Raw genomic sequence first — 24,606 nt, forward strand, 5'->3', positions numbered from 1 at the left:
CCTCCATCTCCGGCCGCCCTGACCTGAGGAACGGGGGGTCAGGAGGCTGCCGGGGCAGAGCTCTCTGCTTGGGGCTTGGGTTTCCCTTTGCGTGCTGGCACGATCGGGCTCATCTGGGTGCCCGGCGCCGGCAGCTTCGCTTTGACGGCTTCCCACTCAGGATTGGGGGTCGCTTCAGTGATCTTCAAGTTGCGAAATTGTACGGACTGCCCACCGACGGTGAAGCCTGCAGCGGCCTTCTGACTCTTGAAGAGCTCGCTGCTGCCATAGGCCTCGTGGGAGTCCACCCGGCCGTAGAGCGTGTCACCCACCATCTCAAGATGGACCTTGTGCCAGGTGCCGGGCGCAAAGTTGGCGGAGAATCGGGCAAAAATCACCGCCTTGTCCGGTCCGTCATGATCGTTGTCATCGCGCTGGATGGTCACGCTTGCCGGTGTGATGAGAATCCTTGCCATGTGGTCTTTCACGGCATTGATGCTCACGCTCGTGGCACGGGCGCCATCGAAGAGGAATTCATAGTCGAGAATGAAGTCCGGCAGTTTGTCGGGAAGCCGAACAACCGCCCCATGATGATCTTCAGGTTTCTCAGAGCCGTGCCAGGTGCCGTTCCGCACCTCCCAAGCACCTTTGGCGACCCGCCATGGGCTGGCCGGAGCGACATCCAGCTTGCTCTCATAAATAACTTTTCCCGGCACACCCAAAATGGGGGTCTGGTCGGAAGCGGACAGCGATACCAGGGGCAGCAGGAGTGGACACGCCAGCAGGGCGCAGTGGAGGATTGATCTCATCCGCCTGCAAACGAAAGGGCGGGGGCCATTGTTTCCTCAAAAAAAGGCCAGGGAACCGCGGCAAAGCAAGACTGACTGCCGTTGCTGCCTTCCGGCCCTGGCGGGGTTCGCCAGCTCGCCCTCCACGGTCCCTGACAGGCTCAGCATGGCACGTGACGGGTTGAATACAAACGGGAAGTGACAGGCGGACGGCGATTTTCAAAAAAAGGTTCAAGGGGTATTAACGCAACGAACTTTTATGTTGTGTGGATTGGGCCTTTTCGATAGAAAGACCACTGCATCACGAATTTTTTATCAATCTCTAGGTCACCATGCTCTGGAAACTTCTCTCTGGTCTCGCCGCTGTCGCCCTGCTCGTGGGTGTATGGTCCAGCTATAATAATCGGGTCAGCCTCGAAGAAGAGTTGAAACAATCCAAGCGGGCCGTGGAGAACAACAAAGCCGTGAAGGCCGAGTTTCCCAAGGTGACCGCCCAGAAAGAGCTCAAGACCAAGCAGCTGGAAGACCAGAAGAAAGCTCTGGATGAGGTGAAGCTTGAGAAGACCAAAGTGGACGGCGACACCGAGCTCAAGACCAAGGAAGGCGAGCTGGTGAAGCAAAATCTTGAGGATGTGAACAAGCAGCTCACGCAGCTGGAAGACCAGATCAAGAAGGTAGGCGACGTGAAGAAGCTCCTCGCTTCGGTTCAGGAAGAAACGGAGAAGAAAAAAGCGGTGGATGCCGCCATCGCCAACCAGCAGCAGCAACTGGCCCTCTCCGATGAGAAGATCTCCAAAGTGCAGGCTGAAATCACCCGCTTTCAAGAAGTTGAAAAGCGCCAGCGCTCCGGCGTCGTGGAGCCTGGCTTCACTGCCCGTGTGGCCCAGGCTTTCCAGGAGTTCGGTTTTGTGGTGCTGAACAAGGGCAACGCCAGCGGCATGTTCGCCGACGCCATGCTTGATGTGAAGCGTGGTCGGACGGTCGTTGCCAAACTCAAAGTGCGTGACGTGGAGCAGGGCATGTCTGTTGCAGACCTTGTTCCCGGTTCCCTTGCTCCTGGCGAGTCCATCCGTTCTGGTGATCTCGTGGTGGCTGCCCGTGAAGTGCCAAGACCCGCCGCTGCTCCTACGGCACCTGCCCCTGTGGCAGATCCCTCCCAGCCGGCTGCTCCCGCCCCGATGGCTCCTGCGGGTGCCGATCCTTTCGGCGGCGCTCCTGGCGCGGCTCCCGCTCCTGCTCCGATGGCTCCTGGTGGTGCAGATCCTTTCGCGCCTGCTGCCCCTGCCCCGATGGCCCCGGCAGCAGCCGACCCTTTCGCCCCGCCCGCCGGCGCGACGCCTGCCGCCCCGGCCACGATGGACCCGTTCGCTCCCAAGCCCTGATCTGATCTCTACGAGGCCTGACCGCATTTCCGACCCTGTACTTGATATTCTTCCAGCCCCGACAGCAGCAACACCATGACCAAAGTTCTTTTCCTACTCAGTGCCGTCGTGATGGTGGTAGCAGGATTCTTCAGCTACCAGAATCGCGATACCTTTGTCAAAGCCCGTCAGGAACGTCAGGCGGCTGACGCCTCCACGAAGTCCGAGATGGTCAAGTTGAAGAATGAGGCTGGCATCGTGGTGGGCCTTCAGGGCGAGGTTGACAAGGTCACCGGAGAAATCTCCACAGAAACCGAGCGCCTCAATCAGGCCAAAATCAAGCTGCGGAACGTCCAGGCAGAAGCTGACCGTGCGCAGGATCAACTGAAAGTCGCCCAGGAGAAGATCAACGCTTACAAGCAGGAGTTGACCAACATTCCTCCTGGCTTCTCGGTGGAGACGATGAACGAAGACATCAACAAGCTCAAGCAGAGCATTGCTGATGGGGAGGCTCAGGTGGCCAAGATCCAGGAACAGGTGACTGCCAAAGATGGCGAGCTTAAGAAGGTGCAGGACACCGTCAACGACATCAAAGAGCGCATCGAGGCCCGCAAGAAGTCCTTTGATCGCAACTCGCTTGTGTCCACCATCATCGCTGTGAACAACGACTGGGGTTTCGTGGTGGTGGATGGGGGCACGGACAAGGGCATCACGCCTGAGACCACCCTGCTGGTGACCCGCGGCACCCAGACCATTGGCAAGCTGAAGATTGTCTCCATCGCGGGCTCCAAGACCGTTGCGAACATCGATCAGAAGTCCCTCCGTTCCGGTCTTTCGGTGGCCCCTGGTGATCGTGTGATCCTTGAGACCCTCTACCGCTAAGCCGCGAGGCCCGGCAGTGAATGGGCCGACAAGGGGCAATGACATGAAATGCCCCTTGATGCCCTCTCAATTCTGGCTACCTGATTCCCCATGAAGCGGACTCTTTGTCTCCTGTCGAAAATCCTATTGTGTGGTGCCTTGGTTGCCACCGTGAGCTGCGGAACCACAGAGCCGGTGAAAAAGAAGAAGAAACCGGTGCCGCCGAGTGAAGACTTGAGCGGTCTGCCTTGGAACCGCCCCCGGTCCTTCGAGAGCAGCGCTGGCATGGGTCGCATGATGCCGCAGAGCCGATAGAAGTGAGGCTCCCCAGTTAAGACCTTTCAAATCTCCGCCAGATCTGATCTTGGCGGGGATTTTTTTTGCCTTACGAAGGCAATGGTTGGTAGTTCAAACTTTAGTTTGCTCAGTCCGCGGCAGGCTTCCTGAGCAAACTAAAGTTTGAACTACAAGCCGAACCTCGTCAGCGGGGATGGGGTGCTTGAACCTGCAATCCTGCGGCGACTGAGCCGACAGAGACTGTCGGACTACCCCTGTGGCGATCCGGTGACGTCGTCCGATGGTCCCCGTCGGGCTTGGGAGCGGAAGAGATTGCGAAAAACATCAAGGGCGTACTGGGATCTCAGCGCGCTTTCCCATATCAGGCCGGGCATCGGCGACCATCATCGGCGTCCATCTCTACCTCCGAAACAAAACACCCGGGGAACTCTCGTTCACCGGGTGTTGAAGCAGATGCAGAAGCTGAAACAATCAGGTCGCTCCTCGAACTGGCCTAGATGGCAAACTCGTCGGTGCTCTTGGTGGAGTCATCGCCTACTGCGCGGAGGATCATGCCCGCTGCCACCGTGTTGTTGGTCTGTTCATCCACGAGAATAAAGCTCCCCGTGGTGCGGTTCGTGGCGTAGGAATCAAAGAACAACGGGGAGGCGCAGCGCAGGCGAATGCAGCCGATGTCGTTCAAGCCAAACTCGGTCGGGCCGGGAACGCGCTCCATGGTGCTGATGTTCACCTTGTAAAGCAGGTCCGGTACGGACGCCCGCACCGTGCGGGTGGTGTGGCGCAGATAGAACTTGCCCCGGGGTTTGAGCGGTTTTTCCGTGAACCAGCAGATCATCGCATCGATGTGCTGGCTGTGCTGGGGTGGCTCGTCCGCCTTGGCGATGAGGTCGCCACGGCTGATGTCGATCTCGTGGGCCAGCGTGAGGGAATAGCTCAGCATGGGGATCGCCTCTTCCTTCGCCCCTTCCAGGGTGTGGATGCCGGTGATCTGCGTGCTCATGCCAGCGGGATAGGCAGTGATTTCATCGCCCACCTTGAAAGTGCCACTGGCCATGCGGCCGGCGAAGCCACGGAAGTCGTGATATTCATCCGACTGGGGGCGGATGACCCACTGCACGGGGAACCGGGCGCTGCCTTCAGACTCGCCCACGTGCACCTGCACACTCTCCAGGTGCTCCAGCAGCGGCTTGCCGGTGAACCAGGGCATGTTGGCGGACTTGTCCACCACGTTGTCCCCGTTGAGGGCGCTCATGGGGATGACCGTAACGTTGACCTTGTTTTCCAGGCCGGCGCGGAACTGCTCAAAGTCAGCCAGGATCTGGTTGTAACGCTCCTCGCTGAAGTCCACGAGGTCCATCTTGTTGATGGCCAGGACGATCTGTTCGATCCGCAAGAGGGATGCCAGGAAGGTGTGGCGGCGGGTTTGCTCCACCACGCCATGACGGGCGTCCACCAGGATGATGGCTAGGTCTGCCGTCGATGCACCAGTCACCATGTTGCGGGTGTACTGGATGTGGCCGGGGGTGTCTGCGATGATGAACTTGCGCTTGGGCGTCGCGAAGTAACGGTAGGCCACATCGATGGTGATGCCCTGCTCGCGCTCAGCGCGGAGGCCATCGGTCAGCAGAGCCAGATTCACGTGCTCATCGCCGCGTCGCTTGGACGATTCTTCGACCGCCAGAAGCTGGTCTTCGAAGATGGACTTGGAATCGTAGAGCAGGCGGCCGATCAACGTGCTTTTACCGTCATCCACGCTGCCGGCGGTGGTGAAGCGGAGGAGGCTGGATTCGGTGGGATTGACGAGAAGATCCATACAAACTGTTTTTTCCTAGAAGCGGAGGGAAAGGAGGGGGCGGAACGGGGCCGGGTGAATCTCAACTCAGAAGTAACCTTCCTTCTTGCGGTCCTCCATGGCTGTCTCAGAGCGGCGGTCGTCTGCGCGGGTCCCGCGCTCGGTCTGCCGGGCGGCAGCCACCTCGGCCACCACATCGTCAATGCTGCTGGCATCGGAGAGAACGGCGCCTGTGCAGGTGGCATCGCCCACGGTACGGAAGCGCACTGTCATTTCCTGGATCCGGGGTTTTTCCTCATCCAGGAGCTGGACGAAGCCGGTCTCGGCATCCAGAAGCTGGCCATGGCGCTCGATGACCCGGCGCTGGTGGGAGAAGTAGAGATTCGGCAGGGGGATGTTTTCCTGGCGGATGTACTGCCAGACGTCCATCTCTGTCCAGTTGCTCAGCGGGAACACGCGGAAGTGCTCGCCATAGTTCTTGCGGCCGTTGAAGATGTTCCAGAGCTCAGGGCGCTGGTTCTTGGGGTCCCACTGGCCAAACTCATCGCGATGGGAGAAGAAGCGCTCCTTGGCGCGGGCCTTCTCTTCATCACGGCGTCCGCCGCCCAGGCAGGCGTCATATTCATGCGCTTCGATCGTGTCGAGGAGCGTCACCGTCTGTAGCTTGTTGCGGCTGGCGTTGTGGCCCTTTTCCTCGACTGCGCGACCTTCATCAATGCTTTTCTGCACGGAGCCCACCACGAGGGTGGCTTTGATCTCATTCACGAACCAGTCGCGGTATTCAATCGCCTCCGGGAAGTTGTGCCCGGTGTCGATATGAACTAGCGGGAAGGGGAGGTGCGCTGGATGGAAAGCTTTGCGGGCGAGCCAGGCCATGACGATCGAGTCTTTGCCGCCGGAGAACAGCATGGCGGGCTTGCCAAACTGGGCCGCCGTCTCGCGCAAGATGTAGATCGCCTCGCTTTCGAGGTACTGGAGGTGCGTGATGGAGGATGACATGGAAGAAGTCTGAGACTGGAGGCGGGATGACATGGGCGGGCGGGCTGGCAGGTCAAGGCGGGGCGTTAGCCCTTGGCGACATCAGTCACGAGCTTCGCGTGCAGGCCGCACTCGTGTTTTTCATCACCTTTGGCAGGATCGTAGTAGGTGCGCTCGTTGGGCAATTCGAACTCAGCGAGGTAGGCCTCCATTTCCACCGGGGTCCAGTCGAGGATGGGGTTCACTTTCAACGTTTGGAACTTCTCATCCCACATCACGGGCTTGAGGGTGGCAGCGCGCTGCGGGTTTTGCTCCTTGCGCAGAGCGGTGATCCACACGGTGGGAGCGAGTTCTCTCATGCCGCGCTCGAACGGTTCCAGCTTCATGATGCGGCTGAAGCTTTCCACGCGCTCCACCTCATCCGGCATGGGGATGCTCCCCCCATTGAGGGCCAGCCAGTGAGCGGCGGTCATGAGGGGCAGGTAAGGGCGGAGGTTCAAAGAGAGCTGGGCGCGGCTCTTTTCCGCGAAACGATAAGTCTCGGGCAGATTGGTGCCGTGATCCACCCAGAGCACAGGGATATCTGCCTGAGCCTGGGTGGCGAGATGCAGGATGACCGCTTCGTACGGACGGAAGTTCGTCGTTACGATCGCTTTTCCCGCAGCTTGCTCGATGGCCCAGCGGGTGAGTTCCAAGGGGGAAAGGCCCTTTACAGTATCATTGAGAGCGGCAACCTGGTCGGGAGTCATGGGGCCGCGAAATTAATTCCCATTTCCCGATATGACAAGTAGGAAATAGAAACTTCCGCTGTGGTTTAGCTGAAGTTTCCCCCTCTTTTGGCCTTGGATGTGCAGTGGTGCACAAGGCGTGAAATGCCGTCCCCTCGATTTGCTCCTGCATCGTATTTTGTATAAGATCAGACTATGCCCTCCATCGCCACTCCCGATAAACAGACCTTGGTCGAGACCGACCCGAGCGTGGCTCTGGATTCACCCTGGCATGTGATTATTCACAACGACCCGGTGAATTTGATGAGCTACGTTGCCCATGTGATTCGAAAGATCTTTGGTTACCCAGACAAGGAGGCGCAGCGTCTCATGCTTCAAGTGCACCAGGAGGGGCGCAGCCAGGTGTGGACGGGGCGCCGGGAAAAAGCGGAGCACTACGTTCGGGAACTGCATGGGCACCAGTTGCTCGCCACCTTGGAGAAGTCAGACTAGAGGAGTGTTGTGCCCATGCGATTGAGCGTTCAAAAGGCCATGGGAACGTGGCAGTTGGGAGACATGGAGGACATCCATGTCACATTGCTGCGGCAGGCAGCGGAAGATGCGAGCATGACCGATTGTCCTGAGGGACGGGCTCGGTTGGGGCCCAGCCCCGTGGCTGCCAAGGACGAGTTGCGCGAGGGCGAGTTCCTGGAGGACTGGTCCGAGTTCGTCACTGAAGATCTTGAGAATCAGTTCGCCGAGGATGTCGGGACCTTGCTCGCGGATTTGGATGGCCTGGAGACCCTCACCTTGGAGGATGAGCCCGACGAGGAGCGCTACCGGGTGTCCATCCCGCTCGATCATGGCATGGCCTGGTTTAGCGCTCTCAATCAAGCGCGGCTGATGCTGGATTTGCGTTTCATGCTGCATCCAGGGGGACAGGAATTCGAACCGCACCCTGATCCGGACATCGTCAAGGGGGTGGACTTCTCCGAGCGCTTTACTGCCTACATGCGTTATGAATTTTATGCTGTTGTGCAGGAATGGCTGGTAAAAGAGGTCTTGGAGTGAGGATCGAAGTGGGGGGCTGAACGAATCTTCATTTGAGGAGAGGGAAAGTGGCTCGTAGCGCTGACTTCCCCCCGAAGAATGAAGTTCTCCCTCCCCCGTCTCCTTTCCCCACTTCCGCCTGCCGGGGAGCAGGAGATCAAGTTTCTCATACCCCGAAGCCAGTCCCCTGCATTCCGTTCCTGGTTGCAGGCACAGTTTGTGACCCATCCTGCGCATGGGCTGTGCACGGTGTGCTCCATCTACTTTGACACGCCGGATCAGGCCTCCTTCCGTGAGAAGGAGGCCAGCGACTACTTCAAATCCAAGTATCGCATCCGTTGGTACGCCTCCCCCGCAGGGGAGATCCTGCCCGTGCCAGCCCATCTGGAGGTCAAGCTCAAGGAGGGAGTGGCGCGGACGAAGCACCGCGTGGCGTTGCCCATTCCTGCGGCGACACTGGCCGGCTGGCCGCTGGATGATTTGCGGCTTGCTGACCTGTATCGGTCGCACCTTCCCGCAGAGGTGCAGCTTCCTGCTGGAGGGCTGAGGCCGGTCGTGGAGATTCGCTACCTCAGGCAGCGTTGGCAGCATGCCGTCTTCTCTGAAACTTTCTGCCTGGACTCAGACATCCGCGCCGTGCGCGCCCGCACTGGCGTGATGCCGCCGGCGCATGGTGGGATTTTGCCCTTTGATGTGTTTGAGCAAAAGGGGGGCAGCATTCATCCATTGCCCTCTCTGCGGGCTCTTCCGCGCTTTGGTGCCCGGCGAGCTGCGGTCTCCAAGTACTTTTTGACGGTGCGTAATCTTCAACCCCACGGCGAGCTGGCATGACTATTGAGGAACTTAAACGCGCTGCTGGCGTGGTGATGTTTGGCGGAGATGTGCGGGAGGTGGCGGATCTCGGATTGGCCACGCTTTCCCTGAGCCTGACCGCATCTCTGGCATCATCGATTCTATTGTCCTGGGCTTACAGCGCGTTCTTTGGTTCCAGGGCCACTGGCAGCAATGTGCATCGAGCCTTCCCGTTGATCAGCCTGGCGGTGACAGCCATTTTCATCTGTGTGCAGTTCTCGCTGCCGCTGTCATTAGGGCTGCTGGGGTCACTGTCCATCGTCCGCTTCCGCACCCCCATCAAGGAGCCGGAGGAGATTGGCTTCATCATGCTGGTGATAGCCTCAGCCCTGTGTTGCGCCTCGTTTAATGTAGCCTTCCTCATCGCCATCCTGGCAGCCGCTGGTGTGGCCATGGCGATTCTGCGCTGGAGCCCGGGCTTTCTGAGTCGCCGCTCCGGATCAGGCACCCTCGTCATCCGCTGCAGTGTGGATCAATATCGCACCGCCTTGCCCGCACTGGTGCCGATCATTGAGGCCCACCTGAGTCGTCCCTCCTTCGACAGTCTTTCTACGGCAGACAGCGAGTGCGTGCTCACGTGGTCTTTCCAAAAGGTCTCGCTGACAAAATCCGCCGAGCTGGAGCAGAAGCTTCAGCAGCAACTCCCAGATGCCAAGTTGGGGCTCTACTACCACGGCCACGCCAATGCTTGAGCCGCCCTCCCAACTGGAGCTTCGACCCGTTGCCCACCCCCGCAGACGCTCCCTGCTGGTGGTGCCGTGCGCCATGCTGCTGCTCGGAGTGGCCGTTCTGGTGGAGTTCTTTCCACTGGAAGGTTTGGAGGCTTACCAGGACAGGTCGGCACCTGAACTGGTGTTGGGGCGCGATGAGGTGACGAGCCGCAACGCTGCGCTCATTCGTATGGGCCTGCTCAAGATGAGCCACAAGTTTTGCGAACCCGAGGACCTGGCCGCGTTTTCGGAAGAGGCGGTGGCCTTGTTCAAGCAGCCGTGTCCCGCTCCATCGGCTGCCTTGCTGGAGCAGGGTAGCCCGCCTTCCACGGCTTTGCTCGCGTCCCGGGTTGCGGCGTTGCCGGCGGACATGGTGGTCGTCTCCATCGTTTGCCGCAGCAGTGAACTCTTTGATCCCGATCATGGTATCGTCACGCATCCGCTGGAGCACAACCGGGAGGCGGAGCGTCCTGCATGGTTTTCTGCCTGGCAAAATTCACGGTTGCTCATCGAGTCTCCCATTGGGCTCCGGGTTCATGGGGGGCACAGCCGCACGCTTCCTGCAAAGAGCTTCGCCCTTCGGTTCCGGGAAGAATATGGCGGCCGTGAGACCGGTCCGGCAGGTTTGTTCTTTGGAGCGGAAGCTCCTCCCGTTCGAGAGTTGGTGCTGAGCAATGCGGACCACCCCAGCCGCTTCAATGCCGCTCTCGCCACGGAGATCGCCACCCTCGCGGGTTGCAAGGTTTCCCGGTGTGTGCCTGCGATCGTGTATCTCAATGGGACCGAGATTCGCTCTCCCTTCTTCATCTATGAGCATCAGTCCCCGGACTTCGTGCAGGGTCGGTTCGGGCTTGCAGACGTGGACTGGGTCCGCCTGAAGTCCCGGGAACCCGTGGAAAACGAAGCCTACATTGAGTGGCGTCGTTGGGTCCGTCGCCCTCGCAACCCCATCCTCATGGAGGAAGAGGCGGCCAAGTTCAATCTCCAGGATCTGAACGCCTGGGTCCTGGCCATGAGCTTCACCGCTACGGGTGACAACAACCAGGGAGCTTATTTCCGCGACCGGCGGAATCCCCGGGCGGTCTGGCAATCACTGGTCTGGGACATGGATTGGGCGTTTGACGAGGGCGTGCATCAAACGGCCCAGGGGCCATTGCGTCCCTCCACAGATTCTTTCAAGGTGCTGCTGGGGGATCGTGCCCGGCTCTTCAACCGGCTTTTCGATAACAATGAGGAGTACCGAGAGGCTTATCAGCAGTATGTCCGGGAGCGATTGAGCCGTCAGTTAAGCCGGGAGACCGTCCTCAAACTGATGGATCGCTACGAGAGTCTGGCCTGCCGTCATCCGTCCTCCAGTCCCAAGCTCATGGCGGTGATGAAAACCACGCGCGCCTTTCTGGAGCGTCGCCATGCGGAGTACGAAGGCCTGCTGAAGGAGCGGGTGCGCGAGGCGCTCTCCGGTGCCAGAGGAGAATCGCGCCCTCTGGCGGAAAGGTGATTCGCCTGACAAAAAGTACGCTTTTATGACGTAGTTCTCCGGCCATGAGTCGGAAAATTATCGTTTTGGCAGCACTATTGTATCACTTGGGGTCACAATCAGGATCAGGTGAGCCTCCACAGTACACCCTGCCGGAAGGTCTCGAGCTGGTTTCCGCCGCGGCACCACCGTTGGTTCACCACCCGATCATGGGCTGCGTGGATCCGCAAGGGGCGCTGTACCTGGGTGATGCGGCAGGACTCAACCTGAACAAGGCGGAGCTGGAAACCCAGCTCCCCAACCGTGTGCTCAAGCTGGTGGATGACAATGCAGACGGCGTTTATGACCGCGCGACGGTCTTTGCGGACAAGATGACTTTTCCGCAAGGGGCCTGCTGGCACGAGGGGGCTCTGTATGTGGCGTCACCCCCCGGGATCTGGCGGTTGCGGGACGCCGATGGCGATGGTGTGGCGGAAGAGCGAACGATGATCGTGGGTGGCTTTGACTACACGGGCAACGCGGCCGATGTCCATGGCCCGTTTCTTCATCCCAATGGCAGGCTTTACTGGTGCCATGGACGCAAAGGGCATCGCGTGGTGCAGAGTGCTGGTGGCAAGCTCGTGCATGAAGGCCTGGCCTCGGGGATCTGGTCGTGCCAGCCGGACGGCTCCGATGTGCGGTGGCATTCACTGGGATGCGCAGACAATCCCACCGAAATCGATTTCACCCCCGAAGGCGACATCATCGGGACCTGCAATCTCTATTACTCCCAGCCTCGCGGTGACACCCTCATGCACTGGCTGGAGGGCGGAGTGTACGAGCGGGCGGACATGATGAAGGCCATCACAGGCCTGCCCAGAACGCTGGAACGCATGCCGGTGATCCACAACTTTGGTCATGTGGCCGTCTCCGGCTGCACGTTTGACCGGACCGGGGTGTTGTTTCCTCCATCGGCCGGAAAGCGGACCCTTTTCGTCACCCACTTCAACACGCAGCGAGTGGTGCGGATGGAGCTGGAGCCTTTGGGATCCACCTACAAGGCGGTCGAACGAGAGTTCTTGAAGATCCATGATCCTGAGGCTCATTTGACGGATGTGATCGAAGATCGCGACGGCTCTTTACTGGTGCTCGACACCGGAGGGTGGTTCCGCATTGGTTGCCCCAGCAGCCTCATGGCCAAACCGGATGTCAAAGGCGCGGTTTACCGCATCCGGAAGAGCGGACAGGGGGATCTGGCACCGCCGCTTGGCAAGGTGCCCCGGCCGCCTTCGTCCACCGGTTCATGGGCATGGCAGACGGAGGAGGAGATTCGCGCCGCACTGACCTCAGGTGTCCTCTCCCGGCAAAGGATGGCCTGCGATGCCCTGGCGCGCCGGGCTGACCTTAAAACCCTGCTCGAACCGCTGAAAATGCTTCTCACGTCCGAGGTTGATCCTGCTTTGGAGCATGCGGGCATCCGGGCTCTGGCTGCCTTGATGACGGTGGAGGATCTTCTTGGTGGCAGAGAATCTTCTGCGAACGACCGCCTGCGGAGTTGCGAGGTTCGAGCGGCTAACTATTCCCAGATCGACGGCAGCGGACCCGCGGCGGACCGCGCGACGTACAGCGTCCGTCTCGTCAGCCTCGCCAGCAGTCTCGGACTCGAGCAGCCCATGACGAGGGATGCGGTCCTGTTCGGCCTGGATCTGATCCCTGAGGCGGTCGATGCGAATGCCAGGACGTTTGATGAGTGGTTGGCGGCCGGTCCGCTCGCTCCGGCCCAAGCGGCCGTGGTGGAGAGGGTCTTGAAGAACCGGCTGGGCAACCCGGCGGCGGCGCAGGTTTTGGCCCGCATGCTGGCCCATTCGGACGCGGTCACGCGGCGTCTGGCCTTGCAGATCGCCGCGCAGTCGAGTGCGGTTCCCCCAGTGGAAGGCATCATCGCCCCGCTTTTGGCGGACCTGGCCCGTCTGGCTGAGCCGGAAGCGGGCGGGAGGAGTGCCTTGCCCGTGCTTCTTGGGGTCGTGCAGCGGCTAAAGTCCCCTCAGTTTGATCCGGTCTTGGAGCGGCTCGCGGCGGACGCGTCGCAACCGTCGTCGCTAAGATTGAAGGCCCTGACGGCACTGTCGTCTTCGGGCGGGGCGGTGCGCAGTGCCTCCTTCGATCTCCTCTCCAAAGCGGCTGCGGACCCAATCAATATTGCCGCTCGCATCGAGGCCGTGCGGATGCTTGCGGCGGCCCGGTTGACGGACGCCCAGTTGGCTGCGGTCCTGGCTGATTTGCCCATGTGCGGTCCCTTGGAACTGGCGGAATGGCTCAAGGGATTGCGGAAATACGGCGAACCAGAACAGGGGCGGATGATCGCTCGTGCCCTGGCGGCGACTCCAGCGCTGGGGAGCATCGACGAAAGCACTGTGCGGACGCTCTGTAGTGACTGGCCGACGGACGTCTTTGCCGGATTGCGCCCCTCTCTGGAGAAGGCGCATGAGGCCATCGAGCTCAAGAAGCGGCGGCTCGAATTGCTGGCCACGCTCGTCAAAGAGAAGGGCCGCCCTCAGGAAGGGGGCAAACTGTTTGAGACGGGACGGGGCACCTGCGTGGCCTGCCATCAGGTGGCGGGCTTGGGGCGGGCCATTGGGCCTGACCTCAGCCGCATCGGGGCCATCCGCCGGGAGCGTGACCTGCTGGAGAGCATCCTGTTCCCCAGCGCCACGCTGGCCCGTGACTATGAAACCCAGGCGATTGAGACGTCAGATGGACAGAGCCACATGGGGCTGATCCGCAGTCACACCGCGGAGGGGCTTTTGCTGGTGGATCTGGCCGGGCAGGAGAAGAGCCTCGCGCATGACCGCATCTCTGCGCAAACCACCCTCGCGACAAGTCTCATGCCCATGGGGCTGGACATGACGATGAGTGAGCAGGAGCTCTGTGACCTGGTGGCCTGGTTGTGTTCCCGCAAGTGATGCCAAGCCAAGCAGGGTTACTTCTCGAAGCAGCGCCAGAGATAGCTCAATTCATCATCCAGCTCGGCCTCACTCACCATTGGCTTGATGACTTCCTCCAGCATCTGGCGGAATTTTCTGCCGAAGCGGGAGACGCGCTGGCGCATGGTTACTTCCGTGATGCCCAGTCGGGCCGCAGCCACTTCGTAGCTCTCCCCTTCACCGCGCTTCCTGAGGAGGAAGTCCTGGAGGGTCTCAAATTCCTCGCCCCGGCCTTCCGCCACAAACTTGGCGCGCAGGCGGTCCAGCGCTTCGCGGAAGGTGGCTAGCGTCCAGGCGCGGTCGAATTCCTTGTCAGGCGTGTTGTCGTCCCGGGGCTCCACCGCCGTGCGATTGGTCTCGCTGGGGAACTCTGCTGGCACGTGGATGGCATGGCCGCCACGCTTCTGGGCGTGTTGTTTGCGGCGGTGATTGGCCACGAAATTGTCCAGATAGCTCAGCAGGAAGGAGCGGAAACGACCTTTTTCAGGATCGGCGCGCTTCAGATAGTCCCCATGGATCAGCCAGGTGATGAAGGTCTGGGCCAGATCCTCTGAGTCATGATGCTCGTAGCCGTGCTTGAACCGCAGCGCGATGTAAATGGGGTGGCGGTAAATCCGGCAAAGCTCCTCCAGCGCATTGGCGGAGTCTCGGTCCATCCCGCCTCCCTTGGCGCGGTTGACCACATCCCACTTGGTCACAAACGTGGAATCATGTGAGGTGGAGAATCGGGCAGTGGAGAACTTGTCGTTCATGGTGGCTACGGTGTTGCGAGTCGAACTGGGCCGCAGTAGCAGGAATGATAGGAGTTTACCAAAGCACAAAGTGCGCCGGAAGCGAGCACTACCCTGTATGGAATTCTACGGACAGCAGGGAAAATGTTTTACTTTTCAGGTCACATTGGCCCGGATTTCCAAATGCATGCCCTTGAAGGCCCACACGGTTCTCCCCCTTTGAGCCCGGGGTCTTCACAAAACCCCACCGGCGTGCCCCTTTGCAGGGGTGCGCCGGACACCCCGTTTAGACCGAGATCATGAATCCTGCCGTTCCACCCTTGCGGTCAGAAGAAATTGAGCGGTTGCCTGAACTGCGATTCGCTCCTAAATCGTTGCCATCTGCCAAAGCTATGCCTTTTCCCCGTTTCGTGCTCTCCCTTGTTGGGGCGTCCCTCATTCTCTGGGGCGCCAAGGGCGAGGTGTTGAACATGCCGATGATCGGGGTGGTGAGCCTCTTTGAGATGAACCGGGCCGCGGCGTGGACCCTGGTGTCCGCTGCCGTGATCGTGATGGCGCTCGCCTGGCTAAGATCGGCCAGGTATGCCTGGATTGCGTGGATCATCGCTGTCGGGGCACTGAGCTTTCTGGTCAAAGATCTCTGGGGTAAGGTGGATCTTCTTGCCGCTGGTTTTGAAGAATTGAAGGCGGCAGGCCTTCCGGCGATGGATCTGAACTCGATCATCGCGAAGACCCAGATCAAGCCTGGGGCTGTTTCCCTGGGTGTGGGGCTGGTAATCCAGATGGTGGGCCTGCTCCTTACGCGGCGGAAGTAGCGATTGGACTCGGGTGGGTGGCCTGCCAGAGGACTTTCACTGCCTGGGCCGCTGCTTCCACATGGTGTACCCGGAAGATTTGCGCTCCACGGCGGATGCCGACGGCGATGCAGGCGACCGTTCCAGCATCACGGTCTTGCGGGTTCGGCAGCTCCAAGACTTGACCGATGACGGTCTTCCGTGAGACGGGCAACAGGAGGGGACGGCCAAAGCGGTGCAACCGATCCAGCTCCCGGTAGATGGCGAGGTTGTCATCGCGTTGTTTGGCAAAGTCGATGCCAGGATCGAGTAGCACCCGCTCTTCAGAAAGACCGGCGGTCTTGGCCAGGAGGAGCTTGTCTTCAAAAAAGCGGTCTAGCGTCTCCATCACGTCCGGATAACTCACGTGGGTGTGTGGGATTTTGGGCTCGCCTACGCTGTGCATGATGAGCAGAGCAGCGTCGTGTTGGGCGCACAGTTCGGCGTTGCGTGCGTCCGGCAGTCCGGAGATGTCATTGATTAAATCCCCGCCAAGGGGAAGCACCCGCTCGATTACCCCGCTACGCCAGGTGTTGATCGACAAAATCGGCGGCCAGAGCTGGTCGGAATCCCAGGGGGGGCTGGCAAATTCCGCTGTCAGAGCTGGCCAGGCTTGCAGGAAGGGGAGGAGCCGGGCCACTTCTTCGTCCTCGGTGATGGCGGCACGATTGGTGCGGGCGCTCTCTGCGCCAATATCGATGATGTCGGCTCCTGCTTTCAGAAACTGCCTCGCCTGGGCCAGGGCGACCCCGGCGTCGAGTGACCCGTCACCTGAAAACGAGTCGTCGTTGATGTTCACGATGCCCATGACCAGCGGGCGTCGCGGGAAGCGGACTTGAAGGCCACGGGCTTTGAGTAACATAGGCGTCGCGGACTGGGTTCAGAGGGGGATGGGGGTGGCGGTCCGGCCCAAAAACTTGAGTGTGTGGGTGTAGCCCACCTCCCGGGCGAGAGCCACGGCCTTGTCGAAATCTGCGCCAACCTCCCCCGGAGCATGGGCGTCGGAGTTGATGAGCAGTGGCACCCCTGCGGAGAAGGCCATCTCCAGAAACTCCCGACTGGGGTACATCTCGCGAACATCCTTGCGCAGCCCTGCGGTGTTGATTTCGATGGCTGTCCCGATATCCGCGAGAGCCTGGATCGTGGGCTCATAATAAGGGCGCAGATCGCCTGAAGGGCGGTGGCCAAACTTCTTGGGAAGGTCTGGGTGCCCCATGAAATCAAAAAGCCGGGAGCGGATCGCTTTTTCGAACAGTCTCCAATAGGTCGCCCAGATCTCCTCCACACCGTGTTCTGAAAAGCGCGAGAGGTGCTTGGGGTTGTCCACATCCCAGCCGGGGGCAATGTAGTGGACGCTGCCAATGAGGTAGTCGAATGGGGCTTTGGTCGAGAGTTCCTCCACCCAGGCCTCTCCTCCCTCCAAATAGTCCACTTCCAATCCCAGTCGAATAGGCAGGGAGGGGTGCTCAGCTCTTGCTTCGTCCACCATCTCCAGGTAGCGGGGGAATTCCTCCCATTCCATCCGCCAGTCGTCGAAGTGGGACTTCATCGGGCTGTGGTCGGACAATCCGATCTCGGGCAGGCCAAGTGCCACAGCAGCAGCGGCATACTCACGGGGATGGCCCTCTGCATGTTTGCAAAGAGGAGTGTGTAAATGGTAGTCCGGCGGCATGGTGCAATGGAGTCGAAGCGAAACGAATGAATTTCAAAAAAAATCTTGAAGGGATGTGTACGAGTCCGCTAGTTTCAGGCCCATGACTAAGAAAAAGCTATTTTCAGTTCTTGCTGGTCTTGCGCTCGTGTCGGGCTCACAGGCGTTTGCCTGGGTGGGCGGTCCTTTCGACAACGGCGACTATAGCGCCACGCTGGATAATGAAGGCGTGTATCAGGCCTCCCTGCGCTACAAAAACGGGTCTGGCTACGCCCAGTGGGGAAACAACGTTGACCTTGGACCTTCGGTTGCCTCTGGTTCAACGGGCAGCGGTGGCAGCACGACCGCCACGAATTCCACGGTGGGCAGCTATCTGAACCGTAGCGTCCTTTACTATCAGGGCATCGCCTTTTTCGGCACGGCTTCCGGCATGGTGGACATGGACCGTCGCGAAGTGACCTGCGTCACCAACTCCCAGTCCGAAGTGACTTTGAGCGACCAGGCTTCCACGAACACCCAAGGCAGTTTCTTCCTTTTCGGTTCCAGCAACACCGTCAACTCCTCCACCAGCGTGGTGAACAACGGTGGCCGTGGCTTTGTCGCCAACACCAACTTCGTCGCCAAGATCACCAAGACCTATCCCGAACTCCGTTTCTCTGGCAAAGGCAAGATCACCATCCTTTCCCCGGATGCGCAGCCGATCATCTCGCAGCTGGCCCAGACCATTGCTGAAGGCCTGGTCGAAATCGAGCCTTCGGATGACGGTACGATCATCATCAACAATCCGTTCGGCTTCCTGAGCGATCCTGTCTTCCTTGCGGCAATCACCCCCAAGAACATTGACGAAGTTCAAGAAAATGCCGAAACCCTGACGATGAAAGTGTACGGCAGCCGTCGCTTCTTCCTGGGTTCCCGCTAATTGAGTAAGCCTGTTTCCGACTTGATCTGAAGTCCCTTTGTGCCGCGCGATTCATCGCGCGGCATTTTCACTTTTAGTGAGAGATGAGAAAACGCCCCGTTCCCCACGGATACACCCTCATTGAGATGTTGATCGTCATCGCCATTGTGGCGTTGCTGGCAACCATCTCGTTTCCTGTATTCGGTCAATTCCGGAACATGGCAGGCTATGCGGCCTGCATTTCCAACATGAGGATCATGCATGTGGGGTTCAACTCATACATGCAGGATCATGAAATGGTCTGGCCCCAGCTCCCTGAGGATGGGTACGAGGATGAAGACCAGGAGTGGAAGTGGTGGTATGAGAAGCTGAAGGACTATGGCGTGGCCAAGACCAACTGGGTCTGCCCATCCGATGACACCCACCGGGGTGTGGCCAATGACGACAGCGGAGAAGAGATTTACTCCAGCTCGTACGTACCCACGACGTTTGATGACTCCCCGAGCACGGCTTTCCGCTGGAACCAGCCTTGGGTTCTGGAGCGTGGCGGATTCCACAAAAAGACCCAGGGGCCGAACATGTTGATGCCTGACGGCACCATTCAGCAGGGCCCCTCGATGATGGCTCCCTAGTGCGACAGGGGGGGGGATTGATGCGGGCACTGTCCCGCGTGGCTGAAGCCTCCCTGGCAGGCGCTTCCCTGCATCCACCCTAGTTGGTGCTTGCAAGTGGGCGCGGGCTCCTGCATTGCTTGGGCTTTCTGACATGAGCACAGCCTCCGCCATTACCCCTACCCGCGCCGACAACTTTCCTGAGTGGTATCAGCAAGTCGTCCGAGCTGCCGATCTCGCTGAAAACTCTGAGGTGCGAGGCTGCATGGTCATCAAGCCGTGGGGCTACGGGATATGGGAGCTCATCCAGAAGCACCTTGATGCCAAGTTCAAGGAAACGGGGCACCAGAATGCGTATTTCCCGTTGCTGATTCCTCTGAGCTATCTGGAAAAGGAAGCTCAGCACGCAGAAGGATTCGCCACAGAATGTGCCGTGGTGACGCATCACCGCCTCGAAGCGGTGAAGCAGCCCGATGGCACCGTGAAAATGGAGCCCACCGGCAAGCTCGAAGAGCCCTTCGTCATTCGCCCGACTTCTGAGACGATCATTGGGGCCGCTTTCGCACGGTGGGTGGAAAGCTACCGCGACCTGCCCCTGCTCATCAACCAGTGGGCCAACGTGATGCGCTGGGAGATGCGCCCCCGTCTTTTCCTCCGCACGGCCGAGTTTCTGTGGCAGGAGGGGCACACTGCCCATGAGACCTCTGAGGAAGCCATGAAAGAGGCCAAGCTGATGCACGGCGTCTATGAAGATTTCCTGCGCAACTATCTCGCCATTCCCGCCATTCCGGGAGAAAAGACTGAGCGCGAGCGCTTCCCCGGTGCGCTGAACACTTTCACGGTTGAGGCCATGGTGCAGGACCGCAAGGCCATCCAGGCGGGCACCTCGCATTTCCTGGGGCAGAACTTCGCCAAGGCGGCCAACATTGAGTTTCTGGGGCGCGACAATCTTCGTCACCATGCTTGGACGACGAGCTGGGGGGTGAGCACCCGTCTGATTGGCACATTGCTGATGGCCCATGCAGACGATGACGGTGCGGTGCTGCCTCCCCGGATCGCTCCCACGCAGATCGTGATCCTCCCGGTCACTCCCAAGCCTGATACCAAGGATGCGGTGATTGACGCGTGCGAAGCCCTGGCCACCACCTTGCGTGCCCACGCCTTTCATGGCGAGCCGCTGCGTGTCCATGTGGACAAGCGGGACATCGCCGGCGGCGCTCGCAACTGGGAGTGGATCAAGAAAGGGGTGCCGCTGCGTGTCGAGATCGGCCCGCGCGACATCACCAGCCGCAGTGTGGCGGTGGCGCGTCGTGACCGCGGCCCCAAAGAGAAAGAATTCATCCCCAAAGAACAGTTCATTCAAGATGTGGGCGACATTCTCGCCGACATCCAGAAGCAGCTGCTGGCCCGCGCTACCGCGCTCCGTAACGAGCACATGCACAAGCTTAACACGGAAGCGGAGTTTCGTGCTTTCTTCACGCCGAAGAGCGAAGACAAGCCAGAGATCCACGGCGGTTTTGCCCTCATGCACTGGGCGGGCAGCAGCGAAGATGAAGAGCGGCTTCAAAAGGAACTCAAGGTCACCGTCCGTTGTATCCCCGATGGCGACGAGTACGTCGAAGAAGGGGTGTGCTTCCTGACGGGCAAGCCCAGCTCCCGCCGCGTGGTGTTTGCGAAGAGCTATTGATCGGCGCTGCGGCAAGATTTCGGGATCTTTTCCCGGGAGGGGAGGGGCAAGGAGCTGCGAGGTTCTTTGCCCCTTGCTATTGGGACAAAGTGAGCGGAGGGCGACGGATGGGGAGCCTGACCGCCGTAACTCCTTCGGAGTAGGCGCTATTTCATTGCCTACCCAACGTAGGCTCGCTGGAAGCTCGCCAATGTTGGGCTTGTGGCTGCATCCTCTTCGAGGAAGAGCTTCCGACAGGCTGCTTTGCACGCACGGTTTTTGGAAGTTGTACGGAGTCCAGTCCCGCATGCGGGGCTGCCTCAGTGCACCCGCCGCAAACTGAGGCAGACTGAAGTCCGCCACTACTTTGCTGGAGCTGAGCCTGCCTGGTCCCCCACTTTTGACTTTTCACTCTCTACTTTTCACTTTTTTAGCCCCGGCAATTCTTCTTGCGCATTCAACAATTGCCCTTATCCTGCCTGCCCCTTTCCGCTGGGCGGTGAGGGTTTCAGTATTAGTTCAACGTTTATCCGCCTGCCGACCGGATCATTCCTCAAAGAATGAGCTGGCCCGTCCTTGAAGGAGGGGAAAGTGCGGTCTCAGGCTTCGTCAGCATCATGTCCTATCAACAACTCGCAGAACTCGTCGAGGCCGGAGTACACTTCGGTCACCAAACCCGCCGTTGGAACCCGAAGATGAAGGGGTTCCTTCTGGAGGCCCGCAACGGCATCCACATCATCAACATCGAGAAGACGCTCGAGCAGGCTGAAGTTGCTGCAAACTTCCTTGCTGACCTGACCCGCAAGGGCAAGCGCATCCTTTTCGTGGGTTGCAAGCGCCAGGCCCAGGAAGCTGTGCAGGAAGCGGCCACGGCCGTGGGCCAGTTCTATGTGAATCACCGCTGGCTCGGTGGTACGCTCACCAACCAGGCGACCATCCGCAAGAGTGTGGCCCGCTGGCAGTACCTTGAAGATCTCCCGAAGCTCCCCGAGTTCAAGGCGATGTCCAAGAAGGAAATCGCGGCCCTCAACCGTGAGAAGGCCAAGCTTGAGCGCAACCTCAAGGGCATTCGTTACATGGACGGCCTTCCGGACGCCATGGTGATCGTGGACAGCGCCCGTGAACACATCGCGGTGCATGAGGCCACCCGCCTTCGCATCCCGATCGTGGCCCTCGTGGACAGCAACGCTGACCCGAACGCAGTGGACTACCCGATCGCCGCCAACGACGACGCCATCCGCTCCATCCGCATCATCCTGCAGAAGCTGATCGACCCGATCCTCATGGCCCAGGCCGAGGTGAAGAAGTAAGTCGGTTTCGTTGCTTGCTGCTTCGTTTCCCGGCGCGCAGCCTTTGCTGCGCGCCCTTTAGTTTCCCTCTAATCTTTCATTCTGTAATCACCCATGGCTGAAATCACCGCTGAACTCGTCAACAACCTCCGCAAAAAGACCAATGCGGGCATGATGGACTGCAAAAAGGCTCTCACCGAAGCCCAAGGCAACATCGAGGAGGCCGAAACGATCCTGCGCAAGAAGGGCATCGCCAAGGCGGCGGGCAAGGCGGATCGTGAAGCCAAGGAAGGCATCATTTCCAGCTACATTCACATGGCTGGTCGCGTGGGCGTGCTCATCGAAGTCAATTGCGAAACCGACTTCGTGGCGAAGAACGAGAACTTCCAGACCTTTGTGAAGGACCTCACCCTGCACATCGCTGCTGCCAACCCGAGCTACCTCCAGCGCGAAGACGTGCCGGAAAGCCTGCTTGAGAAAGAGCGCGAAATCGCGGCTGACCAGGTCAAGGGCAAGCCCGCCAACGTGGTGGACAAGATCGTGGAAGGCAAAATCAACAAGTACTTTGCCGACAACTGCTTGCTTGAGCAGCCTTTCATCAAGGACGACAAGGTCGTGATTCGCGACCTCGTGAAGAGCAAGATCGCTGAGCTTGGCGAGAACATCGTCGTGCGTCGCTTTACCCGCTACGCAGTGGGCGGTTAATCGAGCGGTCTCTCTGAGATCCCTTTCCGGCCTGTGTGGCCGAAATGAAAGAGCGGATGATGCCTTGCATCATCCGCTTTTTTAATCTTGCGAAGAGTGGGGCGAGTTCCGCCTTATTTGAGGTCTTCGATGCCAGTCAGGGCGGTGGTCACCTTCTGCGTCATGGGAGCTTCTTTGCCGCCCACATTCAGTTTCAGGGTGGTGTTGGTCACGTTGTTGACGACCACCTTGCGATCCAGGTCGAAGAGCACTTCGGCGTCGAACTTGGAGCCTTCGCCGAGATTCACCAACTGGTTGTCGCCCTCGGTGGAAAACTCACCTGTGATGAGCAGCTTTGCGGTATTGGCTCCTTTGACCGTGGCCAGGGAGTCAAACTTCCCGGTGGCTTTGATGACGAGTTTGCCAATCGGGGGCAGGTCCATCTTTTCTTCCACCTTCCAGGTGTCTCCCACAGCCACAGGGTCTTTGGGCAGCCCCATTTCGCTGGATTTACGGAAGGCTTCGGCAAGTTGTTTGCCATCCATCGCCTGGGTCTTGCCCAGCGGTGTCGGAGCAAGGTTTTCGATACCCTTTACGGAGACGAACTTGTCATCCTTGTCGTAAACGATGGTGAAGGACTTGCCGACCATGGCTCCAAACGCCTGCTGTAGGAAGGGCTGGGATTTGGCGGGATCGTTGGAGTCATAGGTCATCACCTGGCCCATCATGGTCATGGAGCCTTTGATGGCGGCAAACTTGACTTCAGCGGACTTGTTATCTGAACCGGGATCTTTGGTGACGCCGACGGTCAGGCTCTGGATGATGTTCGTTTTTTGTTCGCCTGCGGCTCCCAAGCCTGGCATGACCATGGACATGTCTGTGACATTTTCCTGTTTATACAGCTTTCCGGGTTCCCAGTGCTGACGAAGGGTGACTTTGTCAGCACCGCTGGCATTGAGGGTGAAAGCTGCGAGGAGGGCGGGGAAGAGAACTACAAATGGTGTTTGCATGAGGTGGGTTTTGATTGGATAGACTGATAGAAACATGCCGAGTGAGGCTTGCCAAGCTTCGCGACGGGGGTTTGCAAAAATTCAGTGTGCCGAAAGTGGTCTTAACCATCTTTTTCAAAATTCGTGGTGAGTTGGCACGGTGCCCGCTAATGTGTTGATCAGGAATCAGGCAATCCAGCCGGACAACCGCAACAACCTCTCACCCCATCCCCCTCCACCAAACCAAACTCTATGAAAAAAGTCGAAGCCATTATCAAGCCCTTCAAGCTGGAAGACGTCAAAGAAGCCCTCGCCGAAGTTGGTGTTCAAGGGATGACGGTCGTCGAGGTCAAGGGCTTTGGTCGCCAGAAAGGACATACTGAAATCTACCGCGGGAGTGAATATACGGTGGACTTCCTTCCCAAAGTGAAACTTGAAGTAGTGGTTGAGTCTGATCGCTGTGACACGGTGGTGGAGGCGATCGTGAAAGCCGCCAATACGGGCAAGATTGGTGACGGCAAAGTTTTCGTCAGTGAAGTTGCGGAGGCCATCCGGATCCGCACTGGGGAGCGCGGCCGTGATGCGGTGTCTGGCAGCTAATGCCCCCTGACAAGGATTTCCGACTAACCATCGGAGTGAGGAAGCGTGCGAAAAAGGCAGGTCGGACCGGGTGGTCCGGCCTGTCTTTTTTTTGCCGCTCCGCGGCGGACAGAAGACTGGAAGAAAGAAGACAGAAGACCTGAGCTGGCACCTGGAGGGGAAGCCGGGAGACTCAAGTGTACCATAGTCCGGACCGGGCTAGATATGTCCTTGGCTCCATTTCCTGACCAGCTCCGCTGGAGACGGCCACACTTGCGCCAGCTCAGGTCTTCTGTCTTGCGTCTTCCAGTCTTCTGTCTCCGCCCCGAAGGGGTCATTCGTCTTCCTTGCGGCGACCGCGTTTTTGCACCTGATCGAGGGTCTCGCTGACGTCATCCACGGACTGCCAGACTTCGTTGGCCACGAGGATGGGGGCATTCTGCGCGACGGCGAGGGCAATGCTGTCACTGGGGCGGGCATCCAGTTCCACAACCTTGCGCTGCTGAACTTCATTCTGCGCACTGATGATGAGACGGGCGTAGAAGACGCCGTTGTCCAGGGAGTTGATGATCATGCGCTCCACCTTCGCCCCGAAGGCCCGGAGCAGATGACTCATGAGGTCATGGGTGAGAGGCCGGTCTTTGACGATGCCACGCATCGACATGGTGATGGCTGTGCCTACCGGCTCATCCACAAAGATGACAAACGTCTTCTCCGCGTTGCCCAGGAACACCGCATGGCCGTTGTCCATGGGAAGCACATTGCGCAACTCCACCGCCACCACATCATTGTTCATATAAAAAGGATACGCTTTCGGCTGGGGGAGGCAAGCAAGACTGGCGGAACCGGGGCATAACAGC

At 59.2% G+C, this 24,606-nt stretch carries 25 protein-coding genes and 1 other RNA gene; 16 read left to right on the forward strand and 10 right to left on the reverse strand.

Going from position 1 to position 24,606, the window contains the following annotated elements:
* Positions 1-38: 38 nt before the first annotated feature.
* Together VSP_RS03820 and ffs are read right to left on the reverse strand one after the other, a co-directional pair.
* Complete coding sequence (locus VSP_RS03820) at positions 39-788, reverse strand: 3-keto-alpha-glucoside-1,2-lyase-like domain-containing protein (RefSeq protein ID WP_009958873.1); 750 nt, start codon at positions 786-788, stop codon at positions 39-41.
* 42 nt (positions 789-830) lie between these two features.
* Positions 831-925: signal recognition particle sRNA small type (ffs, locus tag VSP_RS40485), an RNA gene on the reverse strand.
* 174 nt (positions 926-1,099) lie between these two features.
* On the opposite strand from ffs, the gene VSP_RS03825 reads away from it, so the two are divergent.
* From VSP_RS03825 to VSP_RS41890, 3 genes are all read left to right on the forward strand, one after another.
* Positions 1,100-2,149, forward strand: a complete 1,050-nt coding sequence (locus tag VSP_RS03825) for a hypothetical protein (protein ID WP_009958874.1) — start codon at positions 1,100-1,102, stop codon at positions 2,147-2,149.
* A gap of 75 nt (positions 2,150-2,224) precedes the next feature.
* Entirely contained in the window at positions 2,225-3,010 is a 786-nt protein-coding gene (locus tag VSP_RS03830; RefSeq protein ID WP_009958876.1) for a coiled-coil domain-containing protein, read from the forward strand.
* Between the two features lie 90 nt (positions 3,011-3,100).
* Positions 3,101-3,304 carry a hypothetical protein gene (locus VSP_RS41890; protein WP_009958877.1) on the forward strand — a complete coding sequence of 68 codons (204 nt, stop codon included), beginning with the start codon at positions 3,101-3,103 and terminating at the stop codon, positions 3,302-3,304.
* A 475-nt stretch (positions 3,305-3,779) separates the two neighbouring features.
* On the opposite strand, the gene VSP_RS03840 is transcribed toward VSP_RS41890, so the two are convergent.
* From VSP_RS03840 to VSP_RS03850, 3 genes are all read right to left on the reverse strand, one after another.
* Positions 3,780-5,099, reverse strand: a complete 1,320-nt coding sequence (locus VSP_RS03840) for a sulfate adenylyltransferase subunit 1 (protein ID WP_009958878.1) — start codon at positions 5,097-5,099, stop codon at positions 3,780-3,782.
* A gap of 66 nt (positions 5,100-5,165) precedes the next feature.
* The gene (cysD, locus tag VSP_RS03845; protein WP_081452378.1) at positions 5,166-6,110 is read right to left on the reverse strand and encodes a sulfate adenylyltransferase subunit CysD; all 945 of its coding nucleotides are present in this window, start codon (positions 6,108-6,110) and stop codon (positions 5,166-5,168) included.
* Between the two features lie 32 nt (positions 6,111-6,142).
* Positions 6,143-6,805 carry a phosphoadenosine phosphosulfate reductase domain-containing protein gene (locus VSP_RS03850; RefSeq protein ID WP_009958880.1) on the reverse strand — a complete coding sequence of 221 codons (663 nt, stop codon included), beginning with the start codon at positions 6,803-6,805 and terminating at the stop codon, positions 6,143-6,145.
* Positions 6,806-6,979: 174 nt separating this feature from the next.
* Between VSP_RS03850 and clpS the strand changes: the two genes are divergently transcribed.
* The 6 genes from clpS to VSP_RS03880 all read left to right on the forward strand — a co-directional run bounded on the left by clpS (position 6,980) and on the right by VSP_RS03880 (position 13,794).
* Positions 6,980-7,276 carry an ATP-dependent Clp protease adapter ClpS gene (gene clpS, locus VSP_RS03855; RefSeq protein WP_009958881.1) on the forward strand — a complete coding sequence of 99 codons (297 nt, stop codon included), beginning with the start codon at positions 6,980-6,982 and terminating at the stop codon, positions 7,274-7,276.
* A 15-nt stretch (positions 7,277-7,291) separates the two neighbouring features.
* Positions 7,292-7,834 (forward strand): DUF2017 family protein, encoded by a 543-nt coding sequence (locus VSP_RS03860; protein ID WP_044133419.1) that lies wholly within the window; start codon positions 7,292-7,294, stop codon positions 7,832-7,834.
* A 78-nt stretch (positions 7,835-7,912) separates the two neighbouring features.
* Positions 7,913-8,644, forward strand: a complete 732-nt coding sequence (locus VSP_RS03865; RefSeq protein ID WP_009958885.1) for a VTC domain-containing protein — start codon at positions 7,913-7,915, stop codon at positions 8,642-8,644.
* A complete protein-coding gene (locus VSP_RS33760; RefSeq protein ID WP_009958886.1) occupies positions 8,641-9,357 on the forward strand; it encodes a DUF4956 domain-containing protein in 717 nt (238 codons plus the stop codon). Before VSP_RS03865 ends, VSP_RS33760 begins: the two co-directional genes overlap by 4 nt.
* The gene (locus VSP_RS03875) at positions 9,350-10,873 is read left to right on the forward strand and encodes a CotH kinase family protein (RefSeq protein WP_009958887.1); all 1,524 of its coding nucleotides are present in this window, start codon (positions 9,350-9,352) and stop codon (positions 10,871-10,873) included. Before VSP_RS33760 ends, VSP_RS03875 begins: the two co-directional genes overlap by 8 nt.
* A gap of 44 nt (positions 10,874-10,917) precedes the next feature.
* Entirely contained in the window at positions 10,918-13,794 is a 2,877-nt protein-coding gene (locus tag VSP_RS03880; protein WP_081452380.1) for a PVC-type heme-binding CxxCH protein, read from the forward strand.
* Between the two features lie 17 nt (positions 13,795-13,811).
* Here the strand turns inward: VSP_RS03880 and VSP_RS33765 are convergent, their stop codons facing one another.
* Positions 13,812-14,567 (reverse strand): RNA polymerase sigma factor, encoded by a 756-nt coding sequence (locus tag VSP_RS33765; protein ID WP_009958891.1) that lies wholly within the window; start codon positions 14,565-14,567, stop codon positions 13,812-13,814.
* A 371-nt stretch (positions 14,568-14,938) separates the two neighbouring features.
* Between VSP_RS33765 and VSP_RS03890 the strand changes: the two genes are divergently transcribed.
* Positions 14,939-15,361: a hypothetical protein gene (locus VSP_RS03890; protein WP_009958892.1), complete on the forward strand. Its 423-nt coding sequence runs from the start codon at positions 14,939-14,941 to the stop codon at positions 15,359-15,361.
* Here the strand turns inward: VSP_RS03890 and folP are convergent.
* Both folP and VSP_RS03900 read right to left on the reverse strand, forming a co-directional pair.
* Positions 15,345-16,241, reverse strand: coding sequence for a dihydropteroate synthase (gene folP, locus VSP_RS03895; protein ID WP_156345896.1), 897 nt, complete (start codon positions 16,239-16,241; stop codon positions 15,345-15,347). The genes VSP_RS03890 and folP overlap by 17 nt on opposite strands.
* 18 nt (positions 16,242-16,259) lie before the next feature.
* Positions 16,260-17,051, reverse strand: coding sequence for a histidinol-phosphatase HisJ family protein (locus tag VSP_RS03900; protein WP_009958894.1), 792 nt, complete (start codon positions 17,049-17,051; stop codon positions 16,260-16,262).
* Positions 17,052-17,133: 82 nt separating this feature from the next.
* Between VSP_RS03900 and VSP_RS03905 the strand changes: the two genes are divergently transcribed.
* The 5 genes from VSP_RS03905 (at position 17,134) to tsf (ending at position 22,199) form a co-directional block, all read left to right on the forward strand.
* Entirely contained in the window at positions 17,134-17,949 is an 816-nt protein-coding gene (locus VSP_RS03905) for a hypothetical protein (protein WP_009958895.1), read from the forward strand.
* An 83-nt stretch (positions 17,950-18,032) separates the two neighbouring features.
* The gene (locus VSP_RS38875) at positions 18,033-18,560 is read left to right on the forward strand and encodes a type II secretion system protein (protein ID WP_009958896.1); all 528 of its coding nucleotides are present in this window, start codon (positions 18,033-18,035) and stop codon (positions 18,558-18,560) included.
* A gap of 133 nt (positions 18,561-18,693) precedes the next feature.
* A complete protein-coding gene (gene proS, locus VSP_RS03915; protein ID WP_009958898.1) occupies positions 18,694-20,226 on the forward strand; it encodes a proline--tRNA ligase in 1,533 nt (510 codons plus the stop codon).
* Between the two features lie 539 nt (positions 20,227-20,765).
* Entirely contained in the window at positions 20,766-21,515 is a 750-nt protein-coding gene (gene rpsB / locus VSP_RS03920; protein WP_009958899.1) for a 30S ribosomal protein S2, read from the forward strand.
* 93 nt (positions 21,516-21,608) lie between these two features.
* Positions 21,609-22,199, forward strand: coding sequence for a translation elongation factor Ts (gene tsf, locus VSP_RS03925; protein ID WP_009958902.1), 591 nt, complete (start codon positions 21,609-21,611; stop codon positions 22,197-22,199).
* A 113-nt stretch (positions 22,200-22,312) separates the two neighbouring features.
* On the opposite strand, the gene VSP_RS03930 is transcribed toward tsf, so the two are convergent.
* Entirely contained in the window at positions 22,313-23,188 is an 876-nt protein-coding gene (locus VSP_RS03930; RefSeq protein WP_029190156.1) for a DUF6263 family protein, read from the reverse strand.
* Between the two features lie 231 nt (positions 23,189-23,419).
* Here VSP_RS03930 and VSP_RS03935 point away from each other — a divergent pair, with 231 nt between their 5' ends.
* Entirely contained in the window at positions 23,420-23,767 is a 348-nt protein-coding gene (locus tag VSP_RS03935) for a P-II family nitrogen regulator (protein WP_009958904.1), read from the forward strand.
* 313 nt (positions 23,768-24,080) lie between these two features.
* On the opposite strand, the gene VSP_RS03940 is transcribed toward VSP_RS03935, so the two are convergent.
* On the reverse strand, positions 24,081-24,542 hold the full coding sequence (locus VSP_RS03940) for a bifunctional nuclease family protein (RefSeq protein WP_009958905.1): 462 nt from the start codon (positions 24,540-24,542) through the stop codon (positions 24,081-24,083).
* Between the last annotated feature and the right edge of the window lie 64 nt (positions 24,543-24,606).

The organism is Verrucomicrobium spinosum DSM 4136 = JCM 18804 (assembly GCF_000172155.1).
GTDB classification, from domain to species: domain Bacteria; phylum Verrucomicrobiota; class Verrucomicrobiia; order Verrucomicrobiales; family Verrucomicrobiaceae; genus Verrucomicrobium; species Verrucomicrobium spinosum.

Excerpts from the sequence above, each read along its gene's own strand:
- VSP_RS03905 (WP_009958895.1), top strand. The coding sequence starts at position 17,134 with ATGACTAAGAAAAAGCTATTTTCAGTTCTTGCTGGTCTTGCGCTCGTG.
- clpS (WP_009958881.1), top strand. The coding sequence starts at position 6,980 with ATGCCCTCCATCGCCACTCCCGATAAACAGACCTTGGTCGAGACCGAC.
- VSP_RS03930 (WP_029190156.1), bottom strand. The coding sequence starts at position 23,188 with ATGCAAACACCATTTGTAGTTCTCTTCCCCGCCCTCCTCGCAGCTTTC.
- folP (WP_156345896.1), bottom strand. The coding sequence starts at position 16,241 with ATGTTACTCAAAGCCCGTGGCCTTCAAGTCCGCTTCCCGCGACGCCCG.
- VSP_RS03935 (WP_009958904.1), top strand. The coding sequence starts at position 23,420 with ATGAAAAAAGTCGAAGCCATTATCAAGCCCTTCAAGCTGGAAGACGTC.
- VSP_RS33765 (WP_009958891.1), bottom strand. The coding sequence starts at position 14,567 with ATGAACGACAAGTTCTCCACTGCCCGATTCTCCACCTCACATGATTCC.
- VSP_RS03850 (WP_009958880.1), bottom strand. The coding sequence starts at position 6,805 with ATGACTCCCGACCAGGTTGCCGCTCTCAATGATACTGTAAAGGGCCTT.
- VSP_RS03900 (WP_009958894.1), bottom strand. The coding sequence starts at position 17,051 with ATGCCGCCGGACTACCATTTACACACTCCTCTTTGCAAACATGCAGAG.
- VSP_RS03880 (WP_081452380.1), top strand. The coding sequence starts at position 10,918 with ATGAGTCGGAAAATTATCGTTTTGGCAGCACTATTGTATCACTTGGGG.
- VSP_RS03940 (WP_009958905.1), bottom strand. The coding sequence starts at position 24,542 with ATGAACAATGATGTGGTGGCGGTGGAGTTGCGCAATGTGCTTCCCATG.
- VSP_RS03865 (WP_009958885.1), top strand. The coding sequence starts at position 7,913 with ATGAAGTTCTCCCTCCCCCGTCTCCTTTCCCCACTTCCGCCTGCCGGG.
- VSP_RS03820 (WP_009958873.1), bottom strand. The coding sequence starts at position 788 with ATGAGATCAATCCTCCACTGCGCCCTGCTGGCGTGTCCACTCCTGCTG.
- VSP_RS38875 (WP_009958896.1), top strand. The coding sequence starts at position 18,033 with ATGAGAAAACGCCCCGTTCCCCACGGATACACCCTCATTGAGATGTTG.
- VSP_RS03825 (WP_009958874.1), top strand. The coding sequence starts at position 1,100 with ATGCTCTGGAAACTTCTCTCTGGTCTCGCCGCTGTCGCCCTGCTCGTG.
- VSP_RS41890 (WP_009958877.1), top strand. The coding sequence starts at position 3,101 with ATGAAGCGGACTCTTTGTCTCCTGTCGAAAATCCTATTGTGTGGTGCC.
- cysD (WP_081452378.1), bottom strand. The coding sequence starts at position 6,110 with ATGTCATCCCGCCTCCAGTCTCAGACTTCTTCCATGTCATCCTCCATC.
- VSP_RS03860 (WP_044133419.1), top strand. The coding sequence starts at position 7,292 with ATGCGATTGAGCGTTCAAAAGGCCATGGGAACGTGGCAGTTGGGAGAC.
- proS (WP_009958898.1), top strand. The coding sequence starts at position 18,694 with ATGAGCACAGCCTCCGCCATTACCCCTACCCGCGCCGACAACTTTCCT.
- VSP_RS03890 (WP_009958892.1), top strand. The coding sequence starts at position 14,939 with ATGCCTTTTCCCCGTTTCGTGCTCTCCCTTGTTGGGGCGTCCCTCATT.
- VSP_RS03840 (WP_009958878.1), bottom strand. The coding sequence starts at position 5,099 with ATGGATCTTCTCGTCAATCCCACCGAATCCAGCCTCCTCCGCTTCACC.
- tsf (WP_009958902.1), top strand. The coding sequence starts at position 21,609 with ATGGCTGAAATCACCGCTGAACTCGTCAACAACCTCCGCAAAAAGACC.
- rpsB (WP_009958899.1), top strand. The coding sequence starts at position 20,766 with ATGAGCTGGCCCGTCCTTGAAGGAGGGGAAAGTGCGGTCTCAGGCTTC.
- VSP_RS03875 (WP_009958887.1), top strand. The coding sequence starts at position 9,350 with ATGCTTGAGCCGCCCTCCCAACTGGAGCTTCGACCCGTTGCCCACCCC.
- VSP_RS03830 (WP_009958876.1), top strand. The coding sequence starts at position 2,225 with ATGACCAAAGTTCTTTTCCTACTCAGTGCCGTCGTGATGGTGGTAGCA.
- VSP_RS33760 (WP_009958886.1), top strand. The coding sequence starts at position 8,641 with ATGACTATTGAGGAACTTAAACGCGCTGCTGGCGTGGTGATGTTTGGC.